A 25019-nucleotide genomic window follows, 5' to 3' on the forward strand; every position below is an offset into this window, starting at 1 on the left:
GCCTGCGTGACGGCGCGAGTGGGCGCTTGCCTCGCTTGGGCGCCGTCTTGTTTTTCGCTTACGTGGCATTATATCCATGCACACCAGTTGCGGCGCGACAATAGTTATGCGGAGCTCGCCTGCCCTACTTATCTACCTGGAAAGACCACGATGATCGACCTCTATTACTGGACCACGCCCAACGGGCACAAAGTGACGATGTTCCTGGAAGAAGCGGGCATCCCCTACAACATCATTCCCGTACATATCGGCAAGGGCGAGCAGTTCAAGCCCGAGTTTCTCGCCATCGCGCCGAACAACCGCATCCCCGCCATCGTCGACCAGGCGCCGGAAGACGGCGGCGCGCCCCTGTCCCTGTTCGAGTCGGGCGCCATTCTGCAATACCTGGCCGAGAAAAGCGGGCAATTCCTGCCGGCCGACGTGCGGGGACGCGCCGAGGTGATGCAATGGCTGTTCTGGCAAATGGGGGGACTGGGCCCCATGGCGGGACAGAACCACCATTTCGTGCAATACGCGCCCGAGCCCATCGAGTATGCGATCACGCGCTACGTGAACGAAACGAACCGGTTATACGGCGTGCTGAACAAGCGTCTGGCGGACCGCGCATTCGTGGCCGGCGACAGCTATTCCATCGCCGACATGGCGATCTATCCGTGGATCGTGCCGCATGCGCGCCAGCGCCAGAAGCTGGAAGATTTCCCGCACCTGGCGCGCTGGTTCGCGGCCATTGCCGCCCGTCCCGCCACCGTGCGCGCGTATGCGCGGGCGGCCGAGATCAATGTGCAGCCCACCGTCAGCGAGGATGCGAAAAGCGTGCTGTTCGGCCAGACGGCGAAGACGCTCGCTTAGGTTTTAGATGTTCCCTCAGTTACCCCGATATGTGGAAAAACCGAAAGGACTGAGCAGCAAGGGAATGTGATAGTGCTGGTCGGTCTTTTCCACGTGAAATTGCACGGGGATTTCCGGGAAGAAGGTTTCCTGTTTCAGCCGTGCATAGTGTTCGCCTGTTTGAAACACGATGCGGTAGTCGCCCGCCTGCATGGGCGCATCAACGGGATACATGGCTGCGATGCGCCCCTGCGCATTTGTTACGGCGCTGCTCAATTGCTTCCAGTCATCTCCCTTCTTTTGCTCCAGGGTCACCGTCACGCCCGGCGTCGGCTGGCCGCTTTGCAAGTCGAGGATGTGCACGCTGAGCGGATTGGCGGCCACGGCCAATGTGCAGGCGCCTGCGTAAGCCAGCAGCAGGATGCTGCGGAAAAAAACATGTTTCATGTGCTGCTCCCTGAATGTGATGGCGCCAGTATGGTGGGTGTTGCACTACGAGAAGATGATCGCCGCATGACATTTTTATCATCCGCGGCGCCCGGCGCGCGGCGTAGAATGGTCTGATATTCTCTTTGGAAAGCCCCCATGCGCATCCTGGTCATCGAAGACGAACCGAAGACGGGCGACTATCTGCTGCGCGGTCTGGCCGAATCCGGCTTTACGGTCAGCCTGGCGCGCAATGGCCGCGACGGCCTGCACATGGCCGGCACGCAGGCGCCCGATTTGATCGTGCTCGACGTCATGCTGCCCATCATGGATGGCTGGCAAGTGTTGCGCGCGCTGCGCTTGCAGGAGGGCGGCGCGGATGTGCCCGTCATCTTCCTCACGGCGCGCGACGAGGTGCAGGACCGCGTCAAAGGGCTGGAACTGGGCGCCGACGATTACCTGGTGAAACCGTTTGCGTTTGCGGAACTGGTGGCGCGCATCCGCACCCTGCTGCGCCGGGGACCGCCCCGCGAAGACGACGTGATCCGTATCGGCGACATGGAAATCGATGTGATGAAACGCAAGGTCAGCCGGCAAGGCCAGCGCATCACCCTGACGGCCAAGGAATTCGGCCTGCTGCATCTGCTGGCGCGGCGCCAGGGCGAAGTGCTGTCGCGCTCCATCATCGCCTCGCAAGTGTGGGACATCAATTTCGAGAGCGATACCAACGTCATCGACGCGGCCATCCGCCGCCTGCGCAGCAAGCTCGACGACCCGTTCGAACCCAAGCTGATCCACACCTTGCGGGGCATGGGCTATGTCTGCGAATTGCGCGCGCCCAGTGCACCCGACGAGGGCGCGGCCGCATGAAGCTGGCGCAACTCCGCCGCTCGCTGACCCTGCGCGTCACGCTCGTGTTCGTGCTGATCGTGGCGCTCGTGTCGGCCGGGCTGGGCATGCATCTGTACCGCTCGTTCGTGGCGGAAATCGAACGCCGCGACGACATTTTATTGCTGGGTAAACTGCGGCAGATCCAGCAGCTATTGGGCAATGCGGGCACCTTGGACATCATCCGCGAGCGACCCCAGTATTTCCGCGACACCATGAGCGGACAAGAGAATTCCCTGGTCCGCATCGTGCGCGCCGATGGCACCCGTTTGATCGATGTCAACCCGCACGGCGAGGCGGTGGCGCATCCTGTACCCGTGGCCGTCGATGCACCCGTCACGGCCGGCGACATCGTCAGCTGGACCAGCCGCGACGGTTATCCGGCCCGGGTCGTGGCGGCCAGCGCGCGCATCGGCGATCCTGCGCAGATGGCCGATATTTCCGTTGCCCGGGTCTACGGCGACCGCACGGCCATGTTTGCCGCCTACCGCTGGCAGATCGTCGTGTCGGTGGCCGTCAGCGCGCTGGTGGCGGCGATATTGGCCAGCGTGATGCTGTTGCGGGGACTGGGGCCGCTGCGCAATATCGCCGCCCATGCGGCACTGGTGCGGCCGGGCAAGCTGGGCCAGCAACTGGAGGCACGTGGCGCGCCCACGGAACTCCTGCCCCTGATCCAGGCGCTCAATGCCATGCTGGCGCGGCTGCAGGAAGGGTATGCGCGCCTGTCGCAGTTTTCCGCCGACCTCGCACATGAATTCCGCACGCCCGTTACCAATCTGCTGGGACAAAGCCAGGTCATGCTGGCCCGTCCCCGCAGCGCGCACGAGTATGAACAGCTGGTGTCGTCGAATGTGGAAGAGCTGGAACGGCTGTCGCGCATGATCGACAGCATGCTGTTCCTGGCGCGCGCGCAGCAAGATGAAATGGTGCTCGTCAAGCAAGCCTTGCCCGTGCAGGACGAGTTTGTGCGCCTGGCCGATTTCTTTGAAGGCTTGACCGAAGAGCGGGGGCTGGCGCTGGCCTGCCACGGCAGCGGCGAAGTCACGGCCGAACCGCAACTGCTGCGCCGCGCGCTGGGCAATCTGCTGTCGAATGCGATCCGCCACGCGGCGCCGGGCAGCACCATCCTGCTGCGTTCGCACGCGACGAACGAGGGCGTGGAATTGAGCGTGAGTAACCTCGGTCCCGCCATTCCCGCGCGCCACTTGCCGCACCTGTTCGACCGCTTCTACCGCGCCGACCCCGCCCGCAGCGATTCGGCCGCTTCCACGGGCCTGGGCCTGGCCATCGTCACGGCCATCATGCAATTGCACGGCGGCAGCGCGACGGTGGCGTCCGATGCGGCCGCCACGACGTTTACCTTGATGTTTCCGCTCCAGCAGCGCGGCGCGTAGGTCGGATTAGGCGGGGCCGCCGAGGCCAAGGGCCGTAATCCGACGCAGTGTTGGCGGCAGCGGAGATGTCGGATGACGCGCGGCGTTGCCGCGCTAATCCGACCTGCGCAGCAACGCATGGTCATGTGGCCGTCAGCCCATCTCCACCAAAAACTCATGCATGCCCGTATGCGGCAATTGCGCGCAGGCGGAGGTAAAGTGCGGCAACCGTCCCCACAGCAGCGGGTTGCCGACGACGTACACATGATGCTGGGCGCGCGTCAGGGCCACGTTGAGCAGGTTCGGCGTGGCGGCCGCCCATAGTGCGGCGCCGGCCGTGCTGTCGTCGGCACCGAGGACCAGCATCACCACGCTTTGCTCCTTGCCCTGGAAGGTGTGCACGGTGCCCACCATCTGGCTGCTCCACTGGCGCAATTCGCGCGCCGTCGGCGCCTTGCCATAGCCGAGGCGGCGGTCCCAGTCCATGTCGACGATGCGCGAGCGCAATTCGTTGCGCACGGCCTTGAATGGCGTGATCACATACATGTCGGGCAGCTTGCCGTCGCGGCGGTACAGTTTCAGCAGCACTTCCAGCACGAAATCGAGCTGCACCGGCACCACCTGCTTGTAGCTGACGGGGCCGGCGACGTCGATCCAGCGGCTGGGGCCCCGCGCGAGTCCACGCGCGCCGGCCGGCGGCGTGCGCTCAGCTAGCCCGTAGACCATCTTGTCTTCGTAGGCGATGCTGTTGGCCAATGAGAACATCGGTTCCACGCAGCGGCGGTGCACGCGCAGGGGGCTGCCTATCCACAAGGGTTTTTCGCTGTGGGCGCCGACGACGGCGCCATAGCGGTTGGCCTTGTCGGCCAGGGTCTGCACGGAAACGGCGGTCGGCGCGTAACTGCCATCGCGCGTGTGCGGCGACAGGGCGGACAAGGTCTGCACGAGGCGGCCCGGCACCGTGAACACGGGTTCGATCTGCAGCGGGTCGCCCACGACGACGGCGCGCTTGGCGCGCCACAGGCTGCCCAGCGCCGCTTGCGGCACGGCCTGGCCTGCTTCATCGATGAACAGCCAGCCCAGCGATTCGGGGCCCATGCCCTGGAACTGGCGCGCGAACGAGGCGAACGTGGTCGACACGACGGGCACCACCATGAACAGGCTGTGCCACACCATGGCGATGTGCGACTGGTCGTAGGCGCGCTTGTTTTTCAGCAATTTGGAGACGGCCAGCAAGTTGCCGCCAAATCCAGGTCCGCCCTTTTTCGCCACCTCCGCCAGCCAGGCTTCGTGCAGGGCCAGGGCCTTGGCGAACAGGCGCGAGCGCAGGCGCGCCAGCGCCGGTTCATGCCACAGGCCGCCAATTTGCAGGGCGTCGCCGTCCAGCTCGTCCAGGGTGGCCGGCGCCATAATGGTGGGAAAGCGCATGCGCGCGCGGCGCAGCAGTTCCGTGCTGTCATCCCATTCGCGCTGGCGCGTCTGCGCCGTGCGCAGGGCGATGTGCAGGCTGTTGCGGGCGCGCTCGCAGCGGGGCTCCAGTTCGCCTTTCAGCAGCAGCTTGATGGCGGACACGTCGCGCGCAGCCTGGCGTTGCGCTTCGGCATTGGCCACGACGGCGTCCTTGTAGGCGCGCGCCGGTGCCGTGCGGAACAATCGGGCAAAGAAACCGGGCTGCGTCAGCGCCACCAGGCGTTCTTCTTCCAGCAATTCCTTCTTGCTGGCAAGCAGGGTGTCCTGCTGCGCCAGCGCGCCGGCCAGGGCGCCGTTGGCCGCATCCATTTCTTGTTCTGCGGCAATCAGCGCGTGCTGGCTGGCCTCGATGAAATCGTCTTGCGTGCACGTGCCCACGGCTTGCCACAGGGCAGCGTACTGGGCATGCTCGGCCAGGGCCTTTTCCACCACGTGTTCCGTTTCTCGAAACTCGCGGGCCGCCTGGGCAAAGCTGACGCCCTGGTAGCTGGCCAGCCATTGGCGGATATTCTGCGCGTTCGGCGTCTTGCGCGGCGTGCCCTTGTCCCAGTCGTCGTCATAGAAATTGCTGACGAAGCGGCGGCGGTTCGCGTTATTGCCCAGTGCACAGGACATCAAGCCCCATGGCGCGTCCTGTTCGGCCAGGGCGCGGTTGGCGCCATTGCCATCGGCCACGACCCGGCGCGCCACGCTTTCGAAATAGCGCGTGCGCGCCCATTCCTTGCCCAGTTGCTTGGGCTTCGGTAAATCGCCGGAAATATTTTCCACCGCCGCATTGTTCGACGAGGCGACGACCATTTCAAAGCCCGTCAGTTCCGGGCGCAAGCGGGCGATGGTGATGGGGTCGCGCACGCCTTCGAAGGCCACGGCCACCTTGCCGATGAAGGCATCGGCAGCGCGGTCCAGGCAGGACAGCACGGCGGCGCGGCGCACGATGTTGTCGGCGAACAATTCACGCAATAACGTCGTCTTGCCCGTGCCCGGCGGGCCGTTGACGGAAAAAATGCCCCGTTCGTGCAAGGCCGTGCGCGCGCCGTGGATGGCGAACTGCTGCATCAGGCTCATGGCGTAGCTGGCGTCTTCCAGCCAGTGTCCGCGGTTCATGTTGGCGGGATTGAGCATGGCGGCCAGCGCCTGGCGTCCGGCCGGGCTGTACAGGTCGATGCGCTCATCCTGCGCCAGCGGCGTCAGATAGGCGGCCACGGTGGCTGGCAGCTTGCCGCCGCGCAAGGCGCGGATGATCTGTTCCAGGTCGTCGAGGTAAAAACTGTTGAGGATATCGATGCTTGGTTCCACCGCGTCGCCAAAGTCCAGGGTGCGGTTCTGGCTCGTTTCCGCCAGGTCGGCTTCCGTCACGGCCGCGCGTTTCTTGCGCGTGCGCAATTCCAGTACGGCCAGCGGCTGGCCTGCCGACGGGTGGAAGCCGGCCCAGTCGCGCAGCAGGTCGGCCAGCGCGGCGATCTCCATGCCGGACAGGGGAGATGAGACATTGCCGGCTTCGTCTGTTATCTGCTGCGCCGCGCGGCTTGCCGCGAAGTTGCGCAGGCTGTCCTGCAGCGCCAGTTGGCTGTCGCTGAAGGCGTCCAGGCTCAGGCCCGACCAGTCCGGCGTGCGGGCGCGGCCCAGCGCCCACGGCAAGGTCGACACGGATACGGGATCGAACTGCGGTTCGCCCAGCGCATTGAGTGACAGGCGGGCAAAGCACGAGCGTCCCAGCAATTCTGTTTTTTCTGTTTCGGCAATGTTTTCCGGTCCGGCGGGGGCGGGACAGGCCTTGTTGATTTCAGCCTTGTCGAACACGCCGAGGAACAGGCTAAAGCCGTCGATTTCGCGGTCGGACGGTACTTGCCATTGCGTGGCGAACTGCGGCGGCAATTGCGCCAGCTGTTCGCGGTGGAGGAGACGCACGGCGGACTGGTCTTCAACGTCCGTGATTTGATTCAGGTCAAACGGGATAAAGAATTCGATCTTGTGCCAATACTCCAGGATAGCCAGGAGGCGCTGCTGTTCTGCCTGATTCATGATGACCAATATTTTGTAAAGCGAGCGAGGATTGTAAAGCGTATGCGCGGTGCACGTTTTGCACTTTTGTCTATTGCGCGGGCTTTGCCGCAAAAAAAGTGGGGTTTGCAGACGAAAAAAAGCCAGGCAGCAACTTCCTGCCTGGCTGGCGCGTCGAGACGATGTGCTTATTGCTTAAAACTCTTCCCATTCGCTCTCGGCGCCGGCAGTGTTGCGGCGCGCCGGTGCGGCGGCCACGGCCTGGCGCACGGGTGCCTTGCGGGCCACGGGACGCGCCGGCGCGGCGATACGGCTGCGGGCGGCGGCCAGTTTGACGGCGGGTTGATGTGCGGCAACGGCGTTGCCCGTCTTGAAGAAGCCCACCACGTGCGCCAGCTCGCCCGCCTGTTCCTGCATGCTTTGCGAAGCGGCTGCCGCTTCTTCCACCAGGGCCGCGTTTTGCTGCGTCACTTCATCCATCTGGGCAATGGCCATATTGATCTGCTCGATGCCGATGGTCTGCTCGTGCGTGGCGGACGTGATCTCGCCCATGATGTCGGTGACGCGCACGATGCTGTCGACGATGTCGCCCATGGTCTGGCCCGCTTCATTGACGAGGCGCGAACCCGTGTCCACGTTGGCGACGGAGGCGGCGATCAATTCCTTGATTTCCTTGGCGGCCGAGGCCGAGCGGTGCGCCAGGTTGCGCACTTCCGTGGCCACGACGGCAAAGCCACGGCCCTGCTCGCCTGCGCGCGCCGCTTCCACGGCCGCGTTCAAGGCGAGGATGTTGGTCTGGAAGGCGATGCCGTCGATGACGCCGATGATGTCGACGATCTTGCGCGACGATTCATTGATGGTGCCCATGGTGTCGACCACTTGCGAGACGATGCTGCCGCCGCGCACGGCCACTTCCGACGCGCTTTTCGCCAGCTGGTTCGCCTGGCGCGCATTGTCCGCATTCTGTTTCACGGTCGACGTCAGTTCTTCCATCGACGATGCCGTTTCTTCCAGCGAACTGGCTTGCTCTTCCGTGCGCGACGACAGGTCGAGGTTGCCGGCGGCAATTTCGCTCGACGCCGTGGCGATGGCATCCGTGCCGTGGCGCACTTGCGCCACCACGCCCAACAGGCTGTCGTTCATGGCTTTCAGGGCGCCCAGCAGGCGGCCCGTTTCATCGCTGGAATTGACGACGATGTGCGAGGACAAGTCGCCCGACGCCACGGTTTCGGCCACGCTGACTGCCGCATTGATGGGGCGGGTGATCGAGCGCGTGATGATCCACGCCACGAAGGCGCCCAGCAGCACGGCCAGGCTGCCCAGGGTAAGCATGAAGGCGCGCGCGCTGGCGCTCAGCGTTTCGGCGTCCGTAGCCGCCTGCGCCGCCTGTTCGCCCTCATACGCGACCAGGCTGTCGAGCGCGCCCAGCACCCGTTTCAGGCTCGGCGCCGCCTGCTGCGTGAGGAAGGCGATCGCCTCTTCCGTCTGGCCCGCATTGCGCAGCTCGATGACCTTGTTGTTCAGCGGCGCACCCGATTTCAGGGCCGCGTCCAGTTCGGCCATCAGCGCCGTTTCCTTGTCCGTCGAGATTTTCTTTTGCAGGGTTTCCTTGGCGGCGCCGTATTTCTTGCGCGCTTCGCCGATCTTTGCCAGCTCCGCCTGCACCAGCGCTTCCGTCGGCGCCACCACCACGCTGGTGATCGCCAGGGTAATGTTGCGCACGTTGTCGCTCATGGTGTTGGCGGCCGCCATCTTGACGTTCTTGTCGGCCACGATGTCGTGGGTACGTGCGCTCAGTTGCCCCATGGAATACAGGCCGACGAGCAAGACGGCCACCAGCAGACCGAGGACGACAGCAAATCCGATCCCGAGCCGGGTGCCGATTTTGAATTGTGTGAGTGACATGATTGCTTTCGTGTTACGGAAGTGAGGGATAACGTCGACAGGCCAGGGCTACGGGTTTATACGTAAGGGCGGCCAGCCTGTAATTGTTCCTCAAAATTCCGCACTGCAATACAAATACTTGTATCAAGTCTCCGAAAAGTTAAAAAATTGGTAGCAAATGAAATAAGTTGTCGTGTGGAAACAACGAGCGCGGCGCCAGCCGGAAAAATCAGTGCTGGGGAAACACGTGGCTGGCCAGGAAATCGATGAAGGCGCGCAATTTCGGCGTCAGGTGGCGGCTGCTGGGCCACAGGATGCGGAAGGCGCCGTCGTGCTGGCGGTGCGCGTCCAGCACGCTGTGCAGGCGGCCGGCGGCGAGCGCTGCGCGCACGGCAAAGTCGGGCAGGGCGGCGATGCCCAGGCCGCTTTCGGCAAAGTGCAGCAGGGTCTCCACATTGTTGCAGTTCAGTAGCGCCGGCAAGCCGGCCGCGTGCAGCGCCGGCCACTCGGGCAAGGGCCAGGCTTCGACCTTGCCGCTGCTGGGAAATTTGTACTGCAGGCAAGTGTGCTGCGCCAGATCGGCGGGAAGCACCGGCATGCCATGCCGGGCCAGATAGGCGGGCGCGGCCACCAGCTGCAGCTGGAATTGGCCCAGCTGGCGGCTCATCAAACGGCTGTCGGCGCTTTCGCCCGCGCGCACGACGGCGTCGTAGCCCTCTTCGATCACATCGACCCGGCGGTCGCTGAAATCGAGGTCCAGTTCCACCTGCGGATAGGCGCGCGCGAACGCGGCCAGCACGGGATTGAGCAAGCTGCCCACCAGCGGCAGGCTGACGCGCAGCCGGCCTTGCGGTGCGCTCTTGCTATTGGATAACTCCAGCTCGGCCGCTTCGATCTCGCCCAGGATGCGCCGGCAGCGTTCGAGAAACACGGTGCCTTCGCTGGTCAGCGCGATGCTGCGCGTGCTGCGGTGAAACAGCCGCACGCCCAGGCGCGCTTCCAGCCGCGCAATGCTCTTGCCGATAGCCGAGGCGGAAATGCCCAGTACCCTTCCTGCCGCCACAAAACTGCGCAGCTCCGCCGCCTGCACGAAGGCCGTGAATCCCGCCAGGTTATCCATGTCGTTTCCGTTTCCTCGCCATTGATTACGGATGTCAACGTCCGCACAGACAGAAACTATAGCCCATTTTTCTTTGATCGCGCCTGCCTTACCTTGGCAGCTTGATCATTTGAAAGGCTCAGCCATGACTTCTCACTTTTCTCCTATAGCCTTGTCCGCACGCATCGATGCCGTGCTGGATGCTGTCGTGCAGCAACAGCGCCTCGTGGGCGCCGTGGTGCTGGTGCGCCACCGTGGCCAGGACGTGTATCGCCGCGCGGCCGGCCACCTGGACCGCGAGGCGGGCATGCCCATGCGCGAGGATGCCATTTTCCGTCTGGCGTCCGTGAGCAAACCCATCGTCTCGACGGCCGCGCTGGCGCTGGCGGGACAGAACCGCCTGGGCCTGGACGACCTGGTGGCGCGCTGGCTGCCGTATTTTGCCCCGCGCCAGCGCGACGGCGCCGTCGCGGCCATCACCGTGCGTCACTTGCTCACGCACACGGCGGGTCTCGATTACGGCTTCTTCCAGCCTCCGGGCGGCGCGTATGCGCAGGCGGGGGTGTCGGACGGCATGGATGCCTCCCGCATGACCCTGGCAGACAACCTGCGCCGCCTGGCCAGCGTGCCGCTCGCGTATGCGCCGGGCGAGCGCTGGGCGTATTCGATCGCCACCGATGTGCTGGGCGCCGTGATCGAAGCGGTGACGGGTTTGTCGCTGGCGCAGGCCGTGGAACACCTGGTGACGGCGCCGCTGGGCATGCGCGATACGGGTTTCCTGGCAACGGACCCCGCGCGCCTGGCCGTCGCCTATGCGGACCGCGCGGCGGGAGAATCGCGGCCGCGGCGTTTGCTGGAGGCGGGGAACGACTATCTGCCGTTTCTCGATGGCACGGCAGGTTTTACCTTGTCGCCGGCGCGCGCGCTCGATGCGCACGCATATCCATCGGGCGGCGCCGGCATGCTGGGCTCGGCGGACGACTTCATGCGCCTGCTGGAAAGCTTGCGGCTGGGCGGCGCGCCGCTGCTGCCGCCCGCGCTGGCGCGCCAGATGGGCACCAGCCAGACGGGCGGTTTCGAGCTGCCCTTCTGGCCAGGCCGCGGCTTCGGCCTGGGTTTTACGGTGCTGACCGATCCGCTGCTTGCCGCCACGCCGGAGTCCGTCGGCAGCTGGCGCATGGGGGGCACGTATGGCCACTCGTGGTTTGTCGACCCTGCGCAGGAATTGTCCGTCGTGGCGTTCACGAATACGGCATTGGAAGGCATGGCGGGACCGTTCGTGACGGAATTGTGCCAGGCCGTGTATGGCGTGGAGCAGGGGCAATGACAGCGGCCATGACGCGCCCGCATCCCGTCGTCTTCCTCGCGCTGGGCCTGTTCGGCGTGTATTGCATCGAGTTTGGCGTGGTGGGCATCTTGCCGATGATCATGCAGCGCTTTGGCGTGACGGCCGCGCAGGCGGGTTCGCTGGTGAGCCTGTTTGCGCTGGTGATCGCCGCGGGCGGTCCCTTCCTCGTGCTGCTGGCCACGCGCTGGCGCCGCAAGCGCGTGCTGATCGTTTCCCTGCTGGTGTTTGCGCTGGCCAGCGCGGCGTCCGCATATGCGCCCCGCTTCGAGTGGCTATTGGCGCTGCGCATCGTGCCGGCCCTGTTCCACCCAGTGTATTTTTCGCTGGCCATGGTGGCGGCCGCCGCCCTGTACCCGCCCCGCGAGGCGGCGCGGGCTGGCGCGCATGCGTTCACGGGCACCAGCATGGGCATGGTGCTGGGCATTCCGCTCACTACCTGGATTGCCGCACAGTATGGCTACGAGGCATCGTTCCTCGCTTGCGCGCTCGTCAATGGGCTGGCTGCGCTGGGGCTGTTCCTGTTCTTGCCCGATACGCCGCAGGACGCGCCGATGGCGTATGGCCGCCAATTGGCCGTGCTGCGCAAACCAGCGCTGTGGCTCAATATTGCCGCCGCCGTGCTGGTGTTTGCCGCCATGTTCGCCGTGTATGCGTATGCGGCCGCCTATCTGCAGCAGGTGGCGCGCTTGACGGCGCGCCAGACGGGGCTGGCGCTGGTGGTGTTTGGCGTGGGCGGCGTGGCCGGCAATCTGTTCGCGGGGCGTCAGCTGGGCACGCATGTGCTGCGCACGGTGGTGCTGCAGCCCGTGCTGCTGGGGCTGGCGTATTGGCTGCTGTACCGTTACGCGGGCACGGGTCCCGGCTGGCCGGCACTGGCCGTCCTGCTGCTGTTCTGGGGCGCGGCGCATACGAGCGGACTGATCGTCACGCAAGTGTGGCTCAGCAGCGAAGCGCGCGAGGCACCCGCATTTGCCATCGGCGTGTATATCGCTGCCATCAACTTGGGCGTGACGGTGGGCGCGCTGGCGGGCGGCGTGGCCATCGCCCGCTATGGCATGCAGGGGACGCTGGGCTGCGGCGCGCTGCTGGGGGCGCTGGCGCTGGCCGTGATCGCGTTGAAAGCGTGGCGTTACCGCCGGCCGTCAGTCTTCGATATGGTTGGGGATGCGAAACAGTAGATCCGTCTCGCCGATGTCCACGCCCGCTTGCGACAGCAGGGTGCTGGCCTGGCCCCGGTGGTGCGTCTGGTGGTTGAAGAAATGCATGAGCAGGCTGAAAAACTCGCGCCGGTTCGGGCCCTTGCTGTTGCGGTAATCGAGCAAGTGGTCCAGGTCGGCTTCCCGGATGGAGGCGGCCCAGGCGACGATGACCTGGTCCAGCCACAGCCGGTGCGCATGCATGGCGGCAAAATCCTCGGCCGCGAACAGCGGGTGCGTGAGCGAGGCGGGCGGCGTGATGGCGCGGATGGGATCGAGCAGGGGAAAGCCGGCCGGGTGTTTCGCGTAGCGTTGCAGCCACAGGGTGTCGCCCACCATCACGTGGTTCAGGGTGGCCAGCAGGGAGCCGAAGAAGGCGCCCCGCTCGCGCTGCAGTTCTTCCAGCGGCAGGCCGGCCGCCGCCGCGTAGACCTTGGCATTCATCCACTGGTTGTAATCGGCCATCAGGCAAATGTGGGCGCAACGGCTCATGGTGATTCCTCCAGTGTTTGACTGTTGTATGTTAAACGGATTTCAGGAACGCGCGTATGCCGGCCAGTAACATTTCAATGGCCATCGCCGTCAGGATCAAGCCCATCAGGCGCTCGAACGCCGTCATGACTCTTGGACCCAGCGCCCGCTGCAAGCGTTCGGCGCACAGGAAGACGGCCAGCCAGACGACGGCCACGGCCGTCAGCCCTGCCACGTGGGCGATGACGTCGTTCATTTCATGCGAGGAAAACAGCAGCACGGTCGCCAGGGCGGACGGGCCGGCCAGCGCGGGGATGGCCAACGGCACGATGAACGGTTCGCCGCCCATCTCGTGGTCGCTATTGCCGGCGCTGGGTTGCGGAAACACCATGCGCATGGCGATCAGGAACAGGATCACGCCGCCGCCGATGCGCAGCGCCACTTCCGACAGTTGCAAGGCGTTCAGGAAATGGCGGCCGAAGAACATAAACAGCAGCAAGATACCGAAGGCAATCAGGCATTCGCGCACCACGACTTTCCAGCGCCGCTCGACCGGTACCCGTTTCAGGGCATTGACGAACAGGGAAACGTTGCCGAACGGGTCGGTGACAAGCAAGAGCAGGATAAATGTCTGGAAAAAATTCTGTGTCATGGTGATGTGATTGAGGTCAACACCGCTGCCAGGATGGGCGCGGTGCGATAAGGCTTGCGATGATAACAAGAGCGGCGGCTATCGCCCATGATTATTGATGCATAGCAGCATTTTTTTTACGCAGCGATGACTTTTGCCTGGTAAAACGCCGTCGGCGTGGTGCCGAAATGCTTTTTGAACATGGCCGCAAACGCGCTCTGGCTCGTGTAGCCGTTGTCCATGGCTACGTCGATGACCTTGCTGCCGTGCGCTAATTGTTCCAGCGCCCGCAGCAGGCGTGCCTGCTGGCGCCACTGGCCGAAGCGCATGCCCGTCTGCTTCTGGAACAGCCGGTGCAGGCTGCGCTCGGTGATCGCCAGTTCCTGCGCCCAGTGCGCCACCGTCTGCTGTTCGCCCGGCTGTTCCATCAGCCGCGCGCAGATGCCGCGCAGGCGCGCATCGACGGGTAGCGGCAAGTACAGGGGCAGCACGGGTAGGCTGTCGAGCTCGTGCAACAGCAATTGCAGCAGATGCCAGTCGCGGCTGCCTTCCGTGAAATCGGGTGCGATGTCGACGGCCGCCACGATCAATTGCCGCAGCAGGGGACTGATGTCGAGCACGCAACTGTGGCGCGGCAACAGCGGTGAGCTGGCGCAATCGATGAAGACCGTGCGCATCTTCACGGCGCCGCTCATGCGCACCTGGTGCGCGATGCCGGGTTGCAGCCACACGCCGCGCGTGGGCGGCACTACCCAGCGTCCGCCCTGCGCCTCGATGGTCATCACGCCCTCGATGGCATACAGCAATTGCGCATGCGTGTGGCGGTGCACGGAAATCACATGGCCGTGCGCATAGTCGACGGCCAGCGCCATGGCGCGCGCCGTGACGGGCAGCAATTCCTGAAACGCGGGGGCGGTGCAATCCATCAGAATAAGGTCAGTTTTGCGATAGGTGTGGACATCTTAGCGCGAGAAGGCGCGGCGCGCTTGCGGCATGATGGTTTCCCGCAATGATTTATGGAGCTACGCATGCCTGTGCGCGCCTATCTGTATCCGTTTCTGGCCATGCTGCTGTGGGCCGGCAACGTCGTCGTTTCGAAGCTGGCCGCGTCCAGCATCGCCCCCACGGCTATCACCTTTTACCGCCTGGTGCTGGTCTTGCTGGTGATGACGCCGTTTATTGCCCGCCCCCTGTGGCGCAACCGTGCCGCCCTTCGCCGCCAGTGGTGGCAGCTGGCCCTGTGCGGCGTGATGTCGATGGCGCTGTTCCAGAGCCTGTCCTACCGCGCCGCGGAAAGCACGACGGCCACCAACATGGCCATCGTCACGGCGCTGGCGCCCCTGATGACGGCCCTGCTCAGCGTGCTGCTGCTGGGCGAGCGATTGACACTGGGCATGGCGGCCGGCGGCGTGCTGTCGTTTGGCGGCCTGCTGTACCTGGTGGGGCGCGGCGACGTGCTGGCCTTGCTGCAGCAGGGCGTGCATGCGGGCGATGCCTTGATGCTGCTGGCCTGCCTGGTATTTGCCCTGTATGGCGTGCTGCTGCGCCGCTGGCGCTTATCGATTCCCGCCTGGCAAGCCATCTATTGCCAGGCCTTGGCGGCCCTGGCCTGCATGCTGCCGCTGTTCCTGCTGTTGCCGCCCGGCAGCGCCAAGCTCGACGCCACCACCTTGCCCCTGATCGGCTATGCGGGCATCGGCTCGTCCATCGTGCTGTCCTACCTGTGGATCGAAGGGGTAAAACTGCTGGGGCCGAACCGCTGCAGCATCTACGTCAACCTGCTGCCCTTGCTGACGGCCTTGCTGGCGATACTCTGGCTGCACGAAAGCATGCATTGGTATCACCTGGTCGGCGGCGGCATCTCGCTGCTGGGCGTGCTGCTGGCGCAGACGGTGCAGCGGCCCCTGTGGGGCCAGCGCCCTGGCGTGTCCGGGCTTGCCTGAACGGCCATGCATAATGGCGGTTTTCGGGCAGTGGAGTTGGCATGCGGCAAACATTTTGGATGAATACGATGGCGGGGCTGCTGGCCCTGGGCGCCCTGGCGCCGGCACGGGCGGCGCGTTTCTACGAAGGCGCTCCCATGGCCTACTCCAGCGTTGTCGAGCGCCGCGACGGCGGCGTGGTGCTGGCCTTCCTGCGGGAAAATGGCGAAGTCAACGGTTACTATTGCCAGTGCAATGGCCTCAGCGACAAGCGCATGAACCTGGACAAGTATGGCAAGGCCGGCATCGCCGCCGTGTTCCAGCTTGATCTCGACAGCGAAGGCGAAACCACGTTCGTGCTTAGCCGCAGCGCCGGCAGCGGCGCGGCCTATGGCTTGCATGCCTACCGCTACGAATCCAGCGGCGGCAAAATGTTCAAGGTGGCCGCCCTGCAGCCCACCCTGGACGCCATCGTGCGCGGCGCCCCATCCATGGACGAGGCGCGGGTGCGCGCGGCGCTGGCATCCTTGCAACTGATCGATTACAGCGTCGACTACGCGCCCACGGGCGTGGCCGAGTTCGACGCCATCGACCATGGCCATGGCAAGCTGGTCGGCTATTTCAATATCGATGGCGAACTGTTGCCAGGCCAGCCGGCGGCAGCGCCCGCGTATGCCTACAAAAAGACGTTCGAGGAACAAAACGGCCATTTTCTGACCGTTACCTATCTCCTGGGCAAGGGCTGGCAGGGAGGGCACGCGCCCAGTTACCACATCAAGTGGATCAATTGGGAAACGCAGCCGCAGCGTTTCCTCGGCAGCCAGGACGGCCCCGCCATCGAATATGAAGCGGATTGCTGCCTGGGCAGCGTGTTTGCCCGCGGCCAGTATGCGCAGGGCAAGCGCACGGGGCAGTGGCATTACGAAGAGCCGCTCACCATCCGCTCGGTGGGCGCCTTTGTCGACAACAAGGCGGAAGGGCCATGGACTTATGCCAGCGGCGAGGAAACGACGACGGGCCTGATGCGCAACGGCCAGCGCACGGGGCGCTGGGAAGTGGGCCCGGGCGTGGAAGAGTGGCGCGACGCAGGCAAGGGCAACTACCAGGGCTACGATACCTTTGCCCGGGACCGCCTGGACGGCCCCAGCGAGCGGCGCATCGGCACGGTGGTGCACTGGCAGGGCAACTATGTGAATGGCAAGAAGCAGGGCCCGTGGGTCGAACCTGGCGGTGGCGGCAACTACGTCGATGACGTGCCGCAGGGGCCGTGGAAGAAGGCCACGCCGGACGGCGGCTGGCAAGTATTGAGCATGCTCGATGGCAAACCGGAAGGCAAGCTCGAGCAATATGGGGCCGGTGGCCAGCTGGAACTGGTCGAGCATTACCGCCTGGGCGTGCTCGAGGGGCCGATGGAGAGTTTTTATCCGGACGGCAAGCGGCGTTACCAGGGGACGTTTGTTGATGGCAAGCGCGATGGCGGGGAAATCCTGTTTTATGCCGATGGCGAACTGCCGCAATTTCACCGCAACTGGCACCAGGGCATGCTGCATGGCGCCAGTATCGAATATTTCCAGAACGGGAAACCTAAGCAGATAGGAAATTATCACCTGGGCAAGAAAACGGGGCGCTTCCAGTATTTCCGCGACGATGGCCAGTTAATTGAAGAAACCGTCTATTAACATACCTGGCATTCCGGCGCGACCGCGCACGTCAGCGGAATGCCAGTTCTGCGCAAAAAACATCATCCGCTTGTTACAAAGCGTGAAAATCCATGCTGGATATTGCTACTGGTAATCTTTCCCTGTATCTTGCAGTCAGGAAATAAAAAATACGGAAAACCTCAACCCTGTTGACCTGTATTTCACTCCTGACGATATGCGCGGGTCGCCTTCCCCCCTGCCGCCGCACACGCCGTATCGACCTGTCCTGAACAATTCACGTGACCCGCCCATCTGGCGTTTGCCGCTATCTCGTCCGGCATGCGCAGGCATGGTTGCGCCCTTACCAAGGAAACTGCATGTTGTCGAACATAACAATAAAAATGCGCCTGATCGCCACCATGAGCGTGCTGGGCTTGCTGATCGCCGTACTGGGTGCCATGAGCATGATCGGGCTGAAATCGGCCAACAACAGCCTCAACGAGGTCTACAGCAATCAGCTGGCATCGACGCAAGCCATCGGCGAATCGCAAATTGCCCTGGGCCGTGCCCGTTTCACGATGGACCGCGTGATGGTGCATCCCGAAGCACCCGATGCCAAGGATACCCTGGCCCGTGCCGAACAATTCCTGGAAGCATCGAACAAGGCCTGGAAGGTATACCTGGGCTTGCCGCAAAGCGCGGAAGAAAAGCGCCTGTCCGACGACATGGACAAGAAGCGCAGCGATTACATGAATAATGGCGTGTTGGCCATGAGCAAGGCCTTGCGTGAAGGCAACCTCGCTCAAGCCGATGGCTTGATGATGAAGGGGCTCACGCCCCTGTACCGCAGCCTGGACCAGTCGGCAGAAACCTTGACGCAGTACCAGGTACGTACCGCGGCCGAGATGTATGCGGCCAGCCAGGCCAGCTACCACACGCAAGTGAGCATGGCCATCATCGGCATGGTGGTGGGCGCCTTGTTGACCATTATTTCCAGCGTCTTGCTGCTGCGCGCCATCTTCGGCCCGCTGGACCAGGCCCTGCGCCATTTCGGCGCCATTTCGGACGGCAACCTGGCCAATCACATCGTCATCACGCGCAACGACGAAATGGGTGCCTTGCTGACGGGCTTGCAGAAAATGCAGGAACGCCTGTCGACCACCGTGCGCGGCGTGCGCGACGGCAGCGGCGCCATCGCCACGGCCAGCAATGAAATCGCCTCGGGCAACCTGGACTTGTCGAGCCGTACGGAGCAGCAGGCTTCCAGCCTGGAAGAAACGGCTTCTTCGCTGGAAGAGCTGACCTCGACCGTCAAGCAGAATTCCGACAATGCGCGCCAGGCCAACCAGCTGGCCGTTTCCGCCTCGGACGTGGCCGTCAAAGGCGGCGCGCTGGTGGCGCAAGTGGTCGACACCATGGGCACCATCAGCGAATCGTCGAAGAAGATTGCCGACATCATCGGCGTGATCGACGGCATCGCCTTCCAGACGAACATCCTGGCCCTGAACGCGGCCGTGGAAGCGGCGCGCGCCGGCGAGCAGGGGCGCGGCTTTGCCGTCGTCGCCACGGAAGTGCGCAACCTGGCGCACCGCTCGGCCAGCGCCGCCAAGGACATCAAGGTGCTGATCGAAGCGTCGGTGCAGAACGTGGGCGCGGGCAGCGCACTGGTCAGCCAGACGGGCACGACGATGGACGAGATCGTTTCCAGCATCCGCCGCGTGACGGACATCATGGGCGAAATCAGCGCCGCCGGCCGCGAACAGGAACTGGGCATCGGCCAGATCAATCAAGCCGTGGCGGAAATGGATACCGTGACGCAGCAGAATGCGGCACTGGTGGAAGAAGCGGCAGCCGCTTCGGAATCCATGCAGGAGCAGGCGGCGGCCCTGGCAGAGATGGTCAGCATTTTCAAGCTCGACGCCAGCCATAGCGGCCCGGCTGCCGCCAAGCCTGCCTTGCGCAAGCCTGTCGCGGCCGCCGCCAGCACGGCCTTGAAACGCCCGGCGCTGCACCTGGCGCCAGCCCGCGCGGCAGCGGCGCCTGCCGCCGCCAAACCGCGTCCGGCCAAGCCGGCTGCCGACAACAGCGGCGAGTGGGAAGAGTTTTAACAACACCTGAAAACCTACTGCGCGTCGCAATTTGCGGCCTGCGATGCTCACTGTGCTCTAGCACAGTTGCGCTTCTCGGCCACAACTTGCTGCCGCTCGCTACGGTTTTTAGGAGTTGTTGATTTTAAATTATTGTTGTTCCAGGGTAGCCTTGCTGCCCTGTTCCTGCAATCGCGCCGCCTCGGCCAGGGCCTGGGCGCGCGCTTCCTCTGCCGCCTGTTCCGCTTTCTCCAGCGCATCATGGCGTGCCTGCAAGGCCGCCCGCGCGCGCACGAAGACGATCTTGATGGCCGCCATCACGGGCACGGACAGGAAGATGCCCACCACGCCGCCCAGCTGGTCGCCGGCCAGCAAGCCCACGATCACCATCAGCGGGCTCACTTCCACGCCTTCGCTCATCAAGTACGGGTTGACCACGTAATCCTGGAACAAACGGTAGGCGGTGATAAAGCCGATCAGCCAGAACACGTGTTCGAAGCCGCTGAAGCCGGCCACGACGACGGCGATGACGGCGGCGGCCAGCGGGCCGGCAAATGGAATGAATTCCAGCAAGGCGGCAGCGCCGGCCAGCAGCAGGCTGTACGGCACGCCCATCAGGGAAAAGGCGATGCTGTAGGATACAAAAGTGGCGATCGACAACAGCAGCAGGGCGCGTACATAGCGCGACAGCAAGATGTCGAGGTCGTCGATGATGGCGCCCCAGAGTTTCTTGTTCGGACGGTTCAGCAGGGACAGCAAGCCGTCGCGCATGTCCGGCCCTTCCTTGATCAGCAAAAAGCTCAGCACGGGCACCAGCACCAGATAGATCAGGTTGCTGGCCGCATGCATGACGGTCAAGCCCAGTTCTTTCGCCAGCGGCATGGCTTGTCCCGAACCGCTGCTCAGCTGCGTCTGCATGAATGACAACAGGCGCGCGCGCAACGGCTCCATGAATTCCGGCAAAGGAATGCGCTCGGCAAAGTTGTTGCCCTTGAGCAGCGTTGGCAACTGATCGCTGAGCTTGATCGCCTCTTCCTCGATGCGGGCGCCAAAGAGGGAGCCCAGTATCGCCACCAGCAAGATCACCACGAGGAAGACGATGCCGATATTGGCCGTGCGCGGCAAACGCTTCGGCCCATACCGCTCCAGCAGCCCGATCAGCGGATACACGAGGTAGCTGAAGAAAATGGCAAAGACCACCACGATCAGGGTCGACGAGACCTTGTAGGTGAGAAACAACAGGAAGGCGATGAGGAAAGCCGTCCACACCATCTTGGCAACGCGCAAGTTAAAACCGAACATATGAATTCCTTAGGGCAGAATGCTACGCAAGCGTGGCTGGCTTGTAGGGCGGGGTGGGCAAGGCAGGGATCGGGCCGCGCCGCACGGCCGGAAATCATACCGCAAAATGCCAAAATGCCATGCTCCTGTGCGTAATGGCAATGCTTTCCCCTGTCCGCATGCTGCTTCCGCCTATACTTTCCGCCAGCTGGCCACGGTGATGAGCACGCCGTTTTCCTTGTCCGGCTCGCGCAGGGTCACCGTGTAGCGGCCGCTTGTATCGTTGCCGGTGAACACGACCTTGTCGTCATGGCCCTTCACTTGCGCGCCCTTGGCCAGTTTGGCATAGGTATTGAGCACCCAGTGGAAGTCGGCATAGCTGCGCAGGGTGATGCTGGCGTCGGGCATGGCTGCGTCGCCCGCCTCGGTCGCTTGTGTGCGCATGGGCAAATCCGCCAGGCCCGCCGGCGCGATGCGTTTGCCGCCGCTGGAGCTGCTATTGAGTTCCGCATTCGGCAGCAGCAAATGCAGCAAGCTGCCGGGAAAGCCGGGCGGCACGTCGCGCGGCTCCCAGCCGGGCTGGCCGGGGCGGGTGGTGATGTATTCCACCGCTGCAATGCTTTGCCGCTGCTCCGGCGCAGCCTGTGCCAGCATGGTCGGCAGCTGCCGCGCCCAGACCAGCAGCGGCGCGGCCATCTCGTCCTGTGCGCCCGGCGGCAGGAACACCGTCAGCACGGCGTGCGTGCGGGGCAGGCAGGCGGGGGCGGCGTCGCCGATGGCGGCCTGGCAATGGCCGTTGACGAGGCCCAAGGCCAACGGCTTGCGTTGCGGGTCGAACAGCATGGCGGCGCGCCATGCGCCGTGCGTGCCGGCATCGATGGAGGCCAGCACGGAGCGCCCGTCGGGCAGCATGGTGCGCGTGATGTCGTCGAGCGACTGCATGCTGTCGAGCACCTGGCGCGCGATCAGGGTGTTGCCCTGCGTATAGCTGCCGCGCGTGTAGCCCAGCAGTTTAAAGACGTCGGCGCGGATCTCCGGATGCGCGCTCAAGCGCAGGGGCGGCGACGGTACGGGCACGGTGGCGGCCGCGAAGGCGGCGTCCTCGGCTGCCGGCGTTTGCGCCATGGCAGGCGCGCCCAGGGCCGCGCATAGCGACAGCAGGGGCAAGATGAAACGAGTGCGGGTATTCAATGACTGTCCTTGTCGAGACGCCATGCCGGTGCGGTTGCCGGCGTGCGCGGGCCGCGATCTTAGCATTTCAGGAATGAAACTCTTTCTGCTAAGCTTGGCTATTGAATCACCGTCCGTATCGTCATGGCCCAGATCACCATTTCCTGCAGTATTCCTGTCGACGATGAGGTCGTGACCGAGTTCGTGCACCAGCACGTGGGCCGCTCGCGCGTGAGCGCGGCCAACATGCTGCGCATGGGAGAGAAGGGCTGTTTCTATACCGGCCCTCTGTACACGGACGAGCACGCCAAAGTGCGCCGCTTGCTCCGCCGCATGCTGGCCTTCTTTGAGAGCAAGCATATTCCCTTGACCATCCTCAAGATCGGGGCCCAGGACAGCTGGCATGAGGTCCATCCCGAGCAGCGCGATCCCTGGAAGATTTCGCCGCAAGCCTTGCTGGCGCTGCTCGATGCCAGGCCTGACGGCCATGCCTAGGCGGCGTTGAGCACGTAGCGGTTCTTGCCGTTCTTCTTGGCCTGGTACAAGGATTCATCGGCACGCCGGTAGCTGTGCGACAAGTCCGCTTCCTTGATCAGTTCCGCGATGCCGATGCTGACGGACACCTTGCGTTCCGGCACAAAGGCCGCCTCGACGCCGTCGACCAGCTGCGCGGCAAAGGCGCAGGCCGCGTTCTTTTCGCCCAGGTAGATGACGGCAAACTCCTCGCCGCCCAGGCGGCCGCACAGGTGCTCGCCCGACAGTCCCGCAATCACGGCGGCGATCTTTTTCAGCACCTCGTCGCCCACGTCATGGCCGTACACGTCGTTGATTTGCTTGAAGTCATCGATGTCGATCATCAGGAAATACGCGGGCGTGCGCGCCGTGCGCTGCAAGGTGCGCGCGCCTTGCGTGAACATGCGGCGGTTGTTCAGTCCCGTCAAGCCATCCTTGTAGGCCATCGTCGCCAGCTCGCACTGGGCGCGGTAGTTGTGGATGCGCAAGACGAGAAAATAGATATTCAGCGCCAGGCCGATGATCACGCTGATGGTGACGGCCAGCACGGGCCAATGCTGGTCGGCCTGTCCCGCATGCACGGGAAACTGCCCCAGCCCCAGGATGGCCCACACGCACAGCGACACGCCCAGGTAATACGCGATGCCGCTGAAGATGGGCGCCGTCGTCAGGGTGATCATCACGCCCAGCGGCAATACCCAGAAAGCGGGGTCTTCCGTGCCCAGCATCAGCACGCGAAAGCTGAAACCGATGAACAGCACGCTGATGGTGCCGCTGGCGATGATGGCTTGCAGCGATTTCGCATACACGGTCAGCACCAGTCCCACCAGCATGCCCGTCACGCCCAGCGCCGCCTGCGCATGATCGAGCGACGCGCGTGGCAAGGTCAGGCTGAACGTGACCAGCCAGCAAGCCAGGCCAAACGTCAGGATGGCTATCGAAATGAAATGCAGTTCCTTGAAAAAGCGCTGCTGCTGCTCCGGTTCTCCTGAAAAGAACAGGTAATAGAAGGCAGGAGACAGGCTGCGCGAAGTGAACATTGCATTTGTCCAGGCAGACAATAAGCCTTGCGGCAGGGACACCTCCCGGCAACGGCAGGCGGCATGGCGCGCCCACAAAATTAGTTGCGCTCAGGAACTAGTGTACTGGTTTCTTGGGCGCAGTGGGGATAGTGACGAGGAAAACGGCGGCCAGTGTCCTGCCGCCGCCACAGTGGCATGCGGCGGTGCGGCAGGGCGGGGCGTCACAGGTCGCGCGCCAGTACCTGGCCGAGCAGGTCCTTGCCAAAGCTGTGATGCGCTTCTTCCTCGACCAGCTGGAAGCCGGCCTTGTCGTAGATGCGGCGCGCATCGGTGAGAATGCTATTGGTCCACAACACCATCTTCGTGTAGCCCGCCTGGCGGCTGAAACGCAGACACTCGTCGACCAGGCGGCTGCCGATGCCCAGGCCGCGCGCGCAGGGATCGACATACAGCAGGCGCAGCTTGGCCGTCGTGTCGTCCTGGCGCACGATGAAGATGGAACCGATTACCTTGCCGTCCTTCTCGGCGATCCAGCAGCGTTCACGGGCGGGGTCGAATTCCCGCACGAACTTGGCGAGGATCTCGGCAACGAGCGCTTCGTACTCGTTGTTCCAGCCATATTCCTGCGCGTACAGCACGGCTTGCCGGTGGATGATCCAGCCCATGTCGCCCGGCTGCGGATTGCGCAGGAGATAGCTGGGCGATGGTTCCCCCAGCAAGCCCTGGATTTGTCCCATGGCATCGACCAGCTCCCGCTGCGCCGCCGGCGGCAAGCGCTCGAGCATGGCGGCCACTTCGCGCCGCGAGGCGTCGACCAGGGGTGCGAGGGTGCGCTGTCCCTGTTCGGTCAACTGCAACTGCGCCGCGCGCGCATCTGTCGGTGAGCGTGTCTTGGCGATCAGTCCCTGCTTTTCAAACCCGGCAATGACACGGCTCAGATAGCCCGCATTCAAGCCCAGTTCGCGGCACAAGTCCGCACTGGTCAGCTGCGCCTGGTGCGCCAGTTCATACAGGATGCGCACCTCCGTCAGCGAAAACGCGCTATCGAGCAAATGCTCATGCAGCACGCCAATCTGGCGCGTATAAAAACGGTTGAATCGCCGCACGATCTCCGTGCGTTCGCCGAGTTGATCTGCCTGCATGCAACACCTCCATTTACTTGCTTATGGCAGATTATTGATTGCTTTTGGCAAGTATGTCAATATGGCGCAGGAATGGCGTGCATAAAAAAAGCGGCCCGGAAAGGGCCGCCTTGACTGTTGCGAGAACCAGGGAGGCTGGCTTATGTCGTGTGACACAATACTTGCAAACACGTCGATTGATTTATAAGGGTTTTTTCACTTACTTTGTCACGCCTAGGATTAGGTTGTGACAAAATAAGTGAAAAAAATGTGATTCGTGCCATCAATAGTGAAAATTTTGTGCGACTCTATCGGTCATGGCCGTGATGATCCCTTCAATACACGTGTTGGTTTTTAAAGAAGATTGAAATCTTAAGAAGGGATATAAAACTACAGAGCGGGCGCAACGTTGTTATCTAGTTGTCCGTTTGCTGGCGGAATTGACCCGATCAATTTGACCATCTCTCCATACTCTAGCGAACGCCGCGACCCTGTCGTAAGACCCCTCAAACCCCATTTCTTTCAAGTCCTCATGGATCTGCTTCAGCGTGCGCCGATGTTTGCGTGATTGCGCTGCCTCGGTCTTCAGGAGCGCAGAAAGCTGGAACGCGTATTTGTCGATGGCGCGGGTAGAGCGCCGCTCAGAGT

General features: G+C 63.5%; 20 protein-coding genes and 1 pseudogene. 9 read left to right on the forward strand and 12 right to left on the reverse strand.

Features of this window, described 5'->3' with window-relative positions; genetic code table 11:
• The first annotated feature begins 150 nt into the window (after nucleotides 1–150).
• The gene (locus GCN74_RS06845) at nucleotides 151–849 is read left to right on the forward strand and encodes a glutathione binding-like protein (protein WP_152255948.1); all 699 of its coding nucleotides are present in this window, start codon (nucleotides 151–153) and stop codon (nucleotides 847–849) included.
• 15 nt (nucleotides 850–864) lie between these two features.
• Here the strand turns inward: GCN74_RS06845 and uraH are convergent, their stop codons facing one another.
• Complete coding sequence (uraH, locus tag GCN74_RS06850) at nucleotides 865–1275, reverse strand: hydroxyisourate hydrolase (protein ID WP_152255949.1); 411 nt, start codon at nucleotides 1273–1275, stop codon at nucleotides 865–867.
• 138 nt (nucleotides 1276–1413) lie between these two features.
• Between uraH and GCN74_RS06855 the strand changes: the two genes are divergently transcribed.
• Together GCN74_RS06855 and GCN74_RS06860 are read left to right on the forward strand one after the other, a co-directional pair.
• Nucleotides 1414–2124, forward strand: a complete 711-nt coding sequence (locus GCN74_RS06855) for a heavy metal response regulator transcription factor (RefSeq protein WP_152255950.1) — start codon at nucleotides 1414–1416, stop codon at nucleotides 2122–2124.
• The gene (locus GCN74_RS06860) at nucleotides 2121–3536 is read left to right on the forward strand and encodes a heavy metal sensor histidine kinase (protein WP_152255951.1); all 1416 of its coding nucleotides are present in this window, start codon (nucleotides 2121–2123) and stop codon (nucleotides 3534–3536) included. The genes GCN74_RS06855 and GCN74_RS06860 overlap by 4 nt, the downstream gene beginning before the upstream one ends.
• A 132-nt stretch (nucleotides 3537–3668) precedes the next feature.
• On the opposite strand, the gene GCN74_RS06865 is transcribed toward GCN74_RS06860, so the two are convergent.
• The 3 genes from GCN74_RS06865 to GCN74_RS06875 form a co-directional block, all read right to left on the reverse strand.
• Entirely contained in the window at nucleotides 3669–7007 is a 3339-nt protein-coding gene (locus tag GCN74_RS06865) for a DEAD/DEAH box helicase (RefSeq protein WP_226938914.1), read from the reverse strand.
• 174 nt (nucleotides 7008–7181) lie between these two features.
• Nucleotides 7182–8891 (reverse strand): methyl-accepting chemotaxis protein, encoded by a 1710-nt coding sequence (locus GCN74_RS06870; protein WP_152255953.1) that lies wholly within the window; start codon nucleotides 8889–8891, stop codon nucleotides 7182–7184.
• Between the two features lie 208 nt (nucleotides 8892–9099).
• On the reverse strand, nucleotides 9100–9990 hold the full coding sequence (locus GCN74_RS06875; RefSeq protein WP_152255954.1) for a LysR family transcriptional regulator: 891 nt from the start codon (nucleotides 9988–9990) through the stop codon (nucleotides 9100–9102).
• A gap of 124 nt (nucleotides 9991–10114) precedes the next feature.
• Between GCN74_RS06875 and GCN74_RS06880 the strand changes: the two genes are divergently transcribed.
• Nucleotides 10115–11296 carry a serine hydrolase domain-containing protein gene (locus GCN74_RS06880; RefSeq protein WP_152255955.1) on the forward strand — a complete coding sequence of 394 codons (1182 nt, stop codon included), beginning with the start codon at nucleotides 10115–10117 and terminating at the stop codon, nucleotides 11294–11296.
• 8 nt (nucleotides 11297–11304) lie between these two features.
• Nucleotides 11305–12495, forward strand: a complete 1191-nt coding sequence (locus GCN74_RS06885; protein ID WP_152255956.1) for an MFS transporter — start codon at nucleotides 11305–11307, stop codon at nucleotides 12493–12495.
• On the opposite strand, the gene GCN74_RS06890 is transcribed toward GCN74_RS06885, so the two are convergent.
• From GCN74_RS06890 to GCN74_RS06900, 3 genes are all read right to left on the reverse strand, one after another.
• Nucleotides 12460–13005 (reverse strand): DinB family protein, encoded by a 546-nt coding sequence (locus GCN74_RS06890; protein WP_152255957.1) that lies wholly within the window; start codon nucleotides 13003–13005, stop codon nucleotides 12460–12462. The two genes, GCN74_RS06885 and GCN74_RS06890, sit on opposite strands and share 36 nt — an antisense overlap.
• 31 nt (nucleotides 13006–13036) lie before the next feature.
• Nucleotides 13037–13636: a MarC family protein gene (locus tag GCN74_RS06895; RefSeq protein ID WP_152255958.1), complete on the reverse strand. Its 600-nt coding sequence runs from the start codon at nucleotides 13634–13636 to the stop codon at nucleotides 13037–13039.
• 116 nt (nucleotides 13637–13752) lie between these two features.
• Nucleotides 13753–14541 carry an AraC family transcriptional regulator gene (locus GCN74_RS06900; RefSeq protein ID WP_152255959.1) on the reverse strand — a complete coding sequence of 263 codons (789 nt, stop codon included), beginning with the start codon at nucleotides 14539–14541 and terminating at the stop codon, nucleotides 13753–13755.
• Between the two features lie 102 nt (nucleotides 14542–14643).
• Here GCN74_RS06900 and GCN74_RS06905 point away from each other — a divergent pair, with 102 nt between their 5' ends.
• From GCN74_RS06905 to GCN74_RS06915, 3 genes are all read left to right on the forward strand, one after another.
• Entirely contained in the window at nucleotides 14644–15558 is a 915-nt protein-coding gene (locus GCN74_RS06905) for a DMT family transporter (RefSeq protein WP_152255960.1), read from the forward strand.
• Between the two features lie 41 nt (nucleotides 15559–15599).
• Nucleotides 15600–17216 carry a toxin-antitoxin system YwqK family antitoxin gene (locus GCN74_RS06910; protein WP_152255961.1) on the forward strand — a complete coding sequence of 539 codons (1617 nt, stop codon included), beginning with the start codon at nucleotides 15600–15602 and terminating at the stop codon, nucleotides 17214–17216.
• A gap of 338 nt (nucleotides 17217–17554) precedes the next feature.
• A complete protein-coding gene (locus tag GCN74_RS06915; protein WP_152255962.1) occupies nucleotides 17555–19285 on the forward strand; it encodes a methyl-accepting chemotaxis protein in 1731 nt (576 codons plus the stop codon).
• A 129-nt stretch (nucleotides 19286–19414) separates the two neighbouring features.
• Here the strand turns inward: GCN74_RS06915 and GCN74_RS06920 are convergent, their stop codons facing one another.
• Together GCN74_RS06920 and GCN74_RS06925 are read right to left on the reverse strand one after the other, a co-directional pair.
• Nucleotides 19415–20566, reverse strand: coding sequence for an AI-2E family transporter (locus GCN74_RS06920; RefSeq protein WP_152255963.1), 1152 nt, complete (start codon nucleotides 20564–20566; stop codon nucleotides 19415–19417).
• Between the two features lie 171 nt (nucleotides 20567–20737).
• Nucleotides 20738–21736: a hypothetical protein gene (locus GCN74_RS06925; protein WP_152255964.1), complete on the reverse strand. Its 999-nt coding sequence runs from the start codon at nucleotides 21734–21736 to the stop codon at nucleotides 20738–20740.
• A gap of 123 nt (nucleotides 21737–21859) precedes the next feature.
• Between GCN74_RS06925 and GCN74_RS06930 the strand changes: the two genes are divergently transcribed.
• Nucleotides 21860–22210: a hypothetical protein gene (locus GCN74_RS06930; RefSeq protein ID WP_152255965.1), complete on the forward strand. Its 351-nt coding sequence runs from the start codon at nucleotides 21860–21862 to the stop codon at nucleotides 22208–22210.
• Here the strand turns inward: GCN74_RS06930 and GCN74_RS06935 are convergent.
• From GCN74_RS06935 to GCN74_RS29220, 3 genes and pseudogenes are all read right to left on the reverse strand, one after another.
• Entirely contained in the window at nucleotides 22207–23268 is a 1062-nt protein-coding gene (locus tag GCN74_RS06935) for a sensor domain-containing diguanylate cyclase (protein ID WP_152255966.1), read from the reverse strand. The genes GCN74_RS06930 and GCN74_RS06935 overlap by 4 nt on opposite strands.
• Before the next feature lie 203 nt (nucleotides 23269–23471).
• Complete coding sequence (locus tag GCN74_RS06940) at nucleotides 23472–24392, reverse strand: helix-turn-helix domain-containing GNAT family N-acetyltransferase (RefSeq protein WP_152255967.1); 921 nt, start codon at nucleotides 24390–24392, stop codon at nucleotides 23472–23474.
• A 442-nt stretch (nucleotides 24393–24834) separates the two neighbouring features.
• Nucleotides 24835–25019: pseudogene (locus GCN74_RS29220) on the reverse strand (IS21 family transposase); the annotation flags it as partial.

The sequence above is a fragment of the Janthinobacterium sp. FT14W genome (genome assembly GCF_009208755.1).
In the GTDB taxonomy this organism is placed as follows: domain Bacteria; phylum Pseudomonadota; class Gammaproteobacteria; order Burkholderiales; family Burkholderiaceae_D; genus Janthinobacterium; species Janthinobacterium violaceinigrum.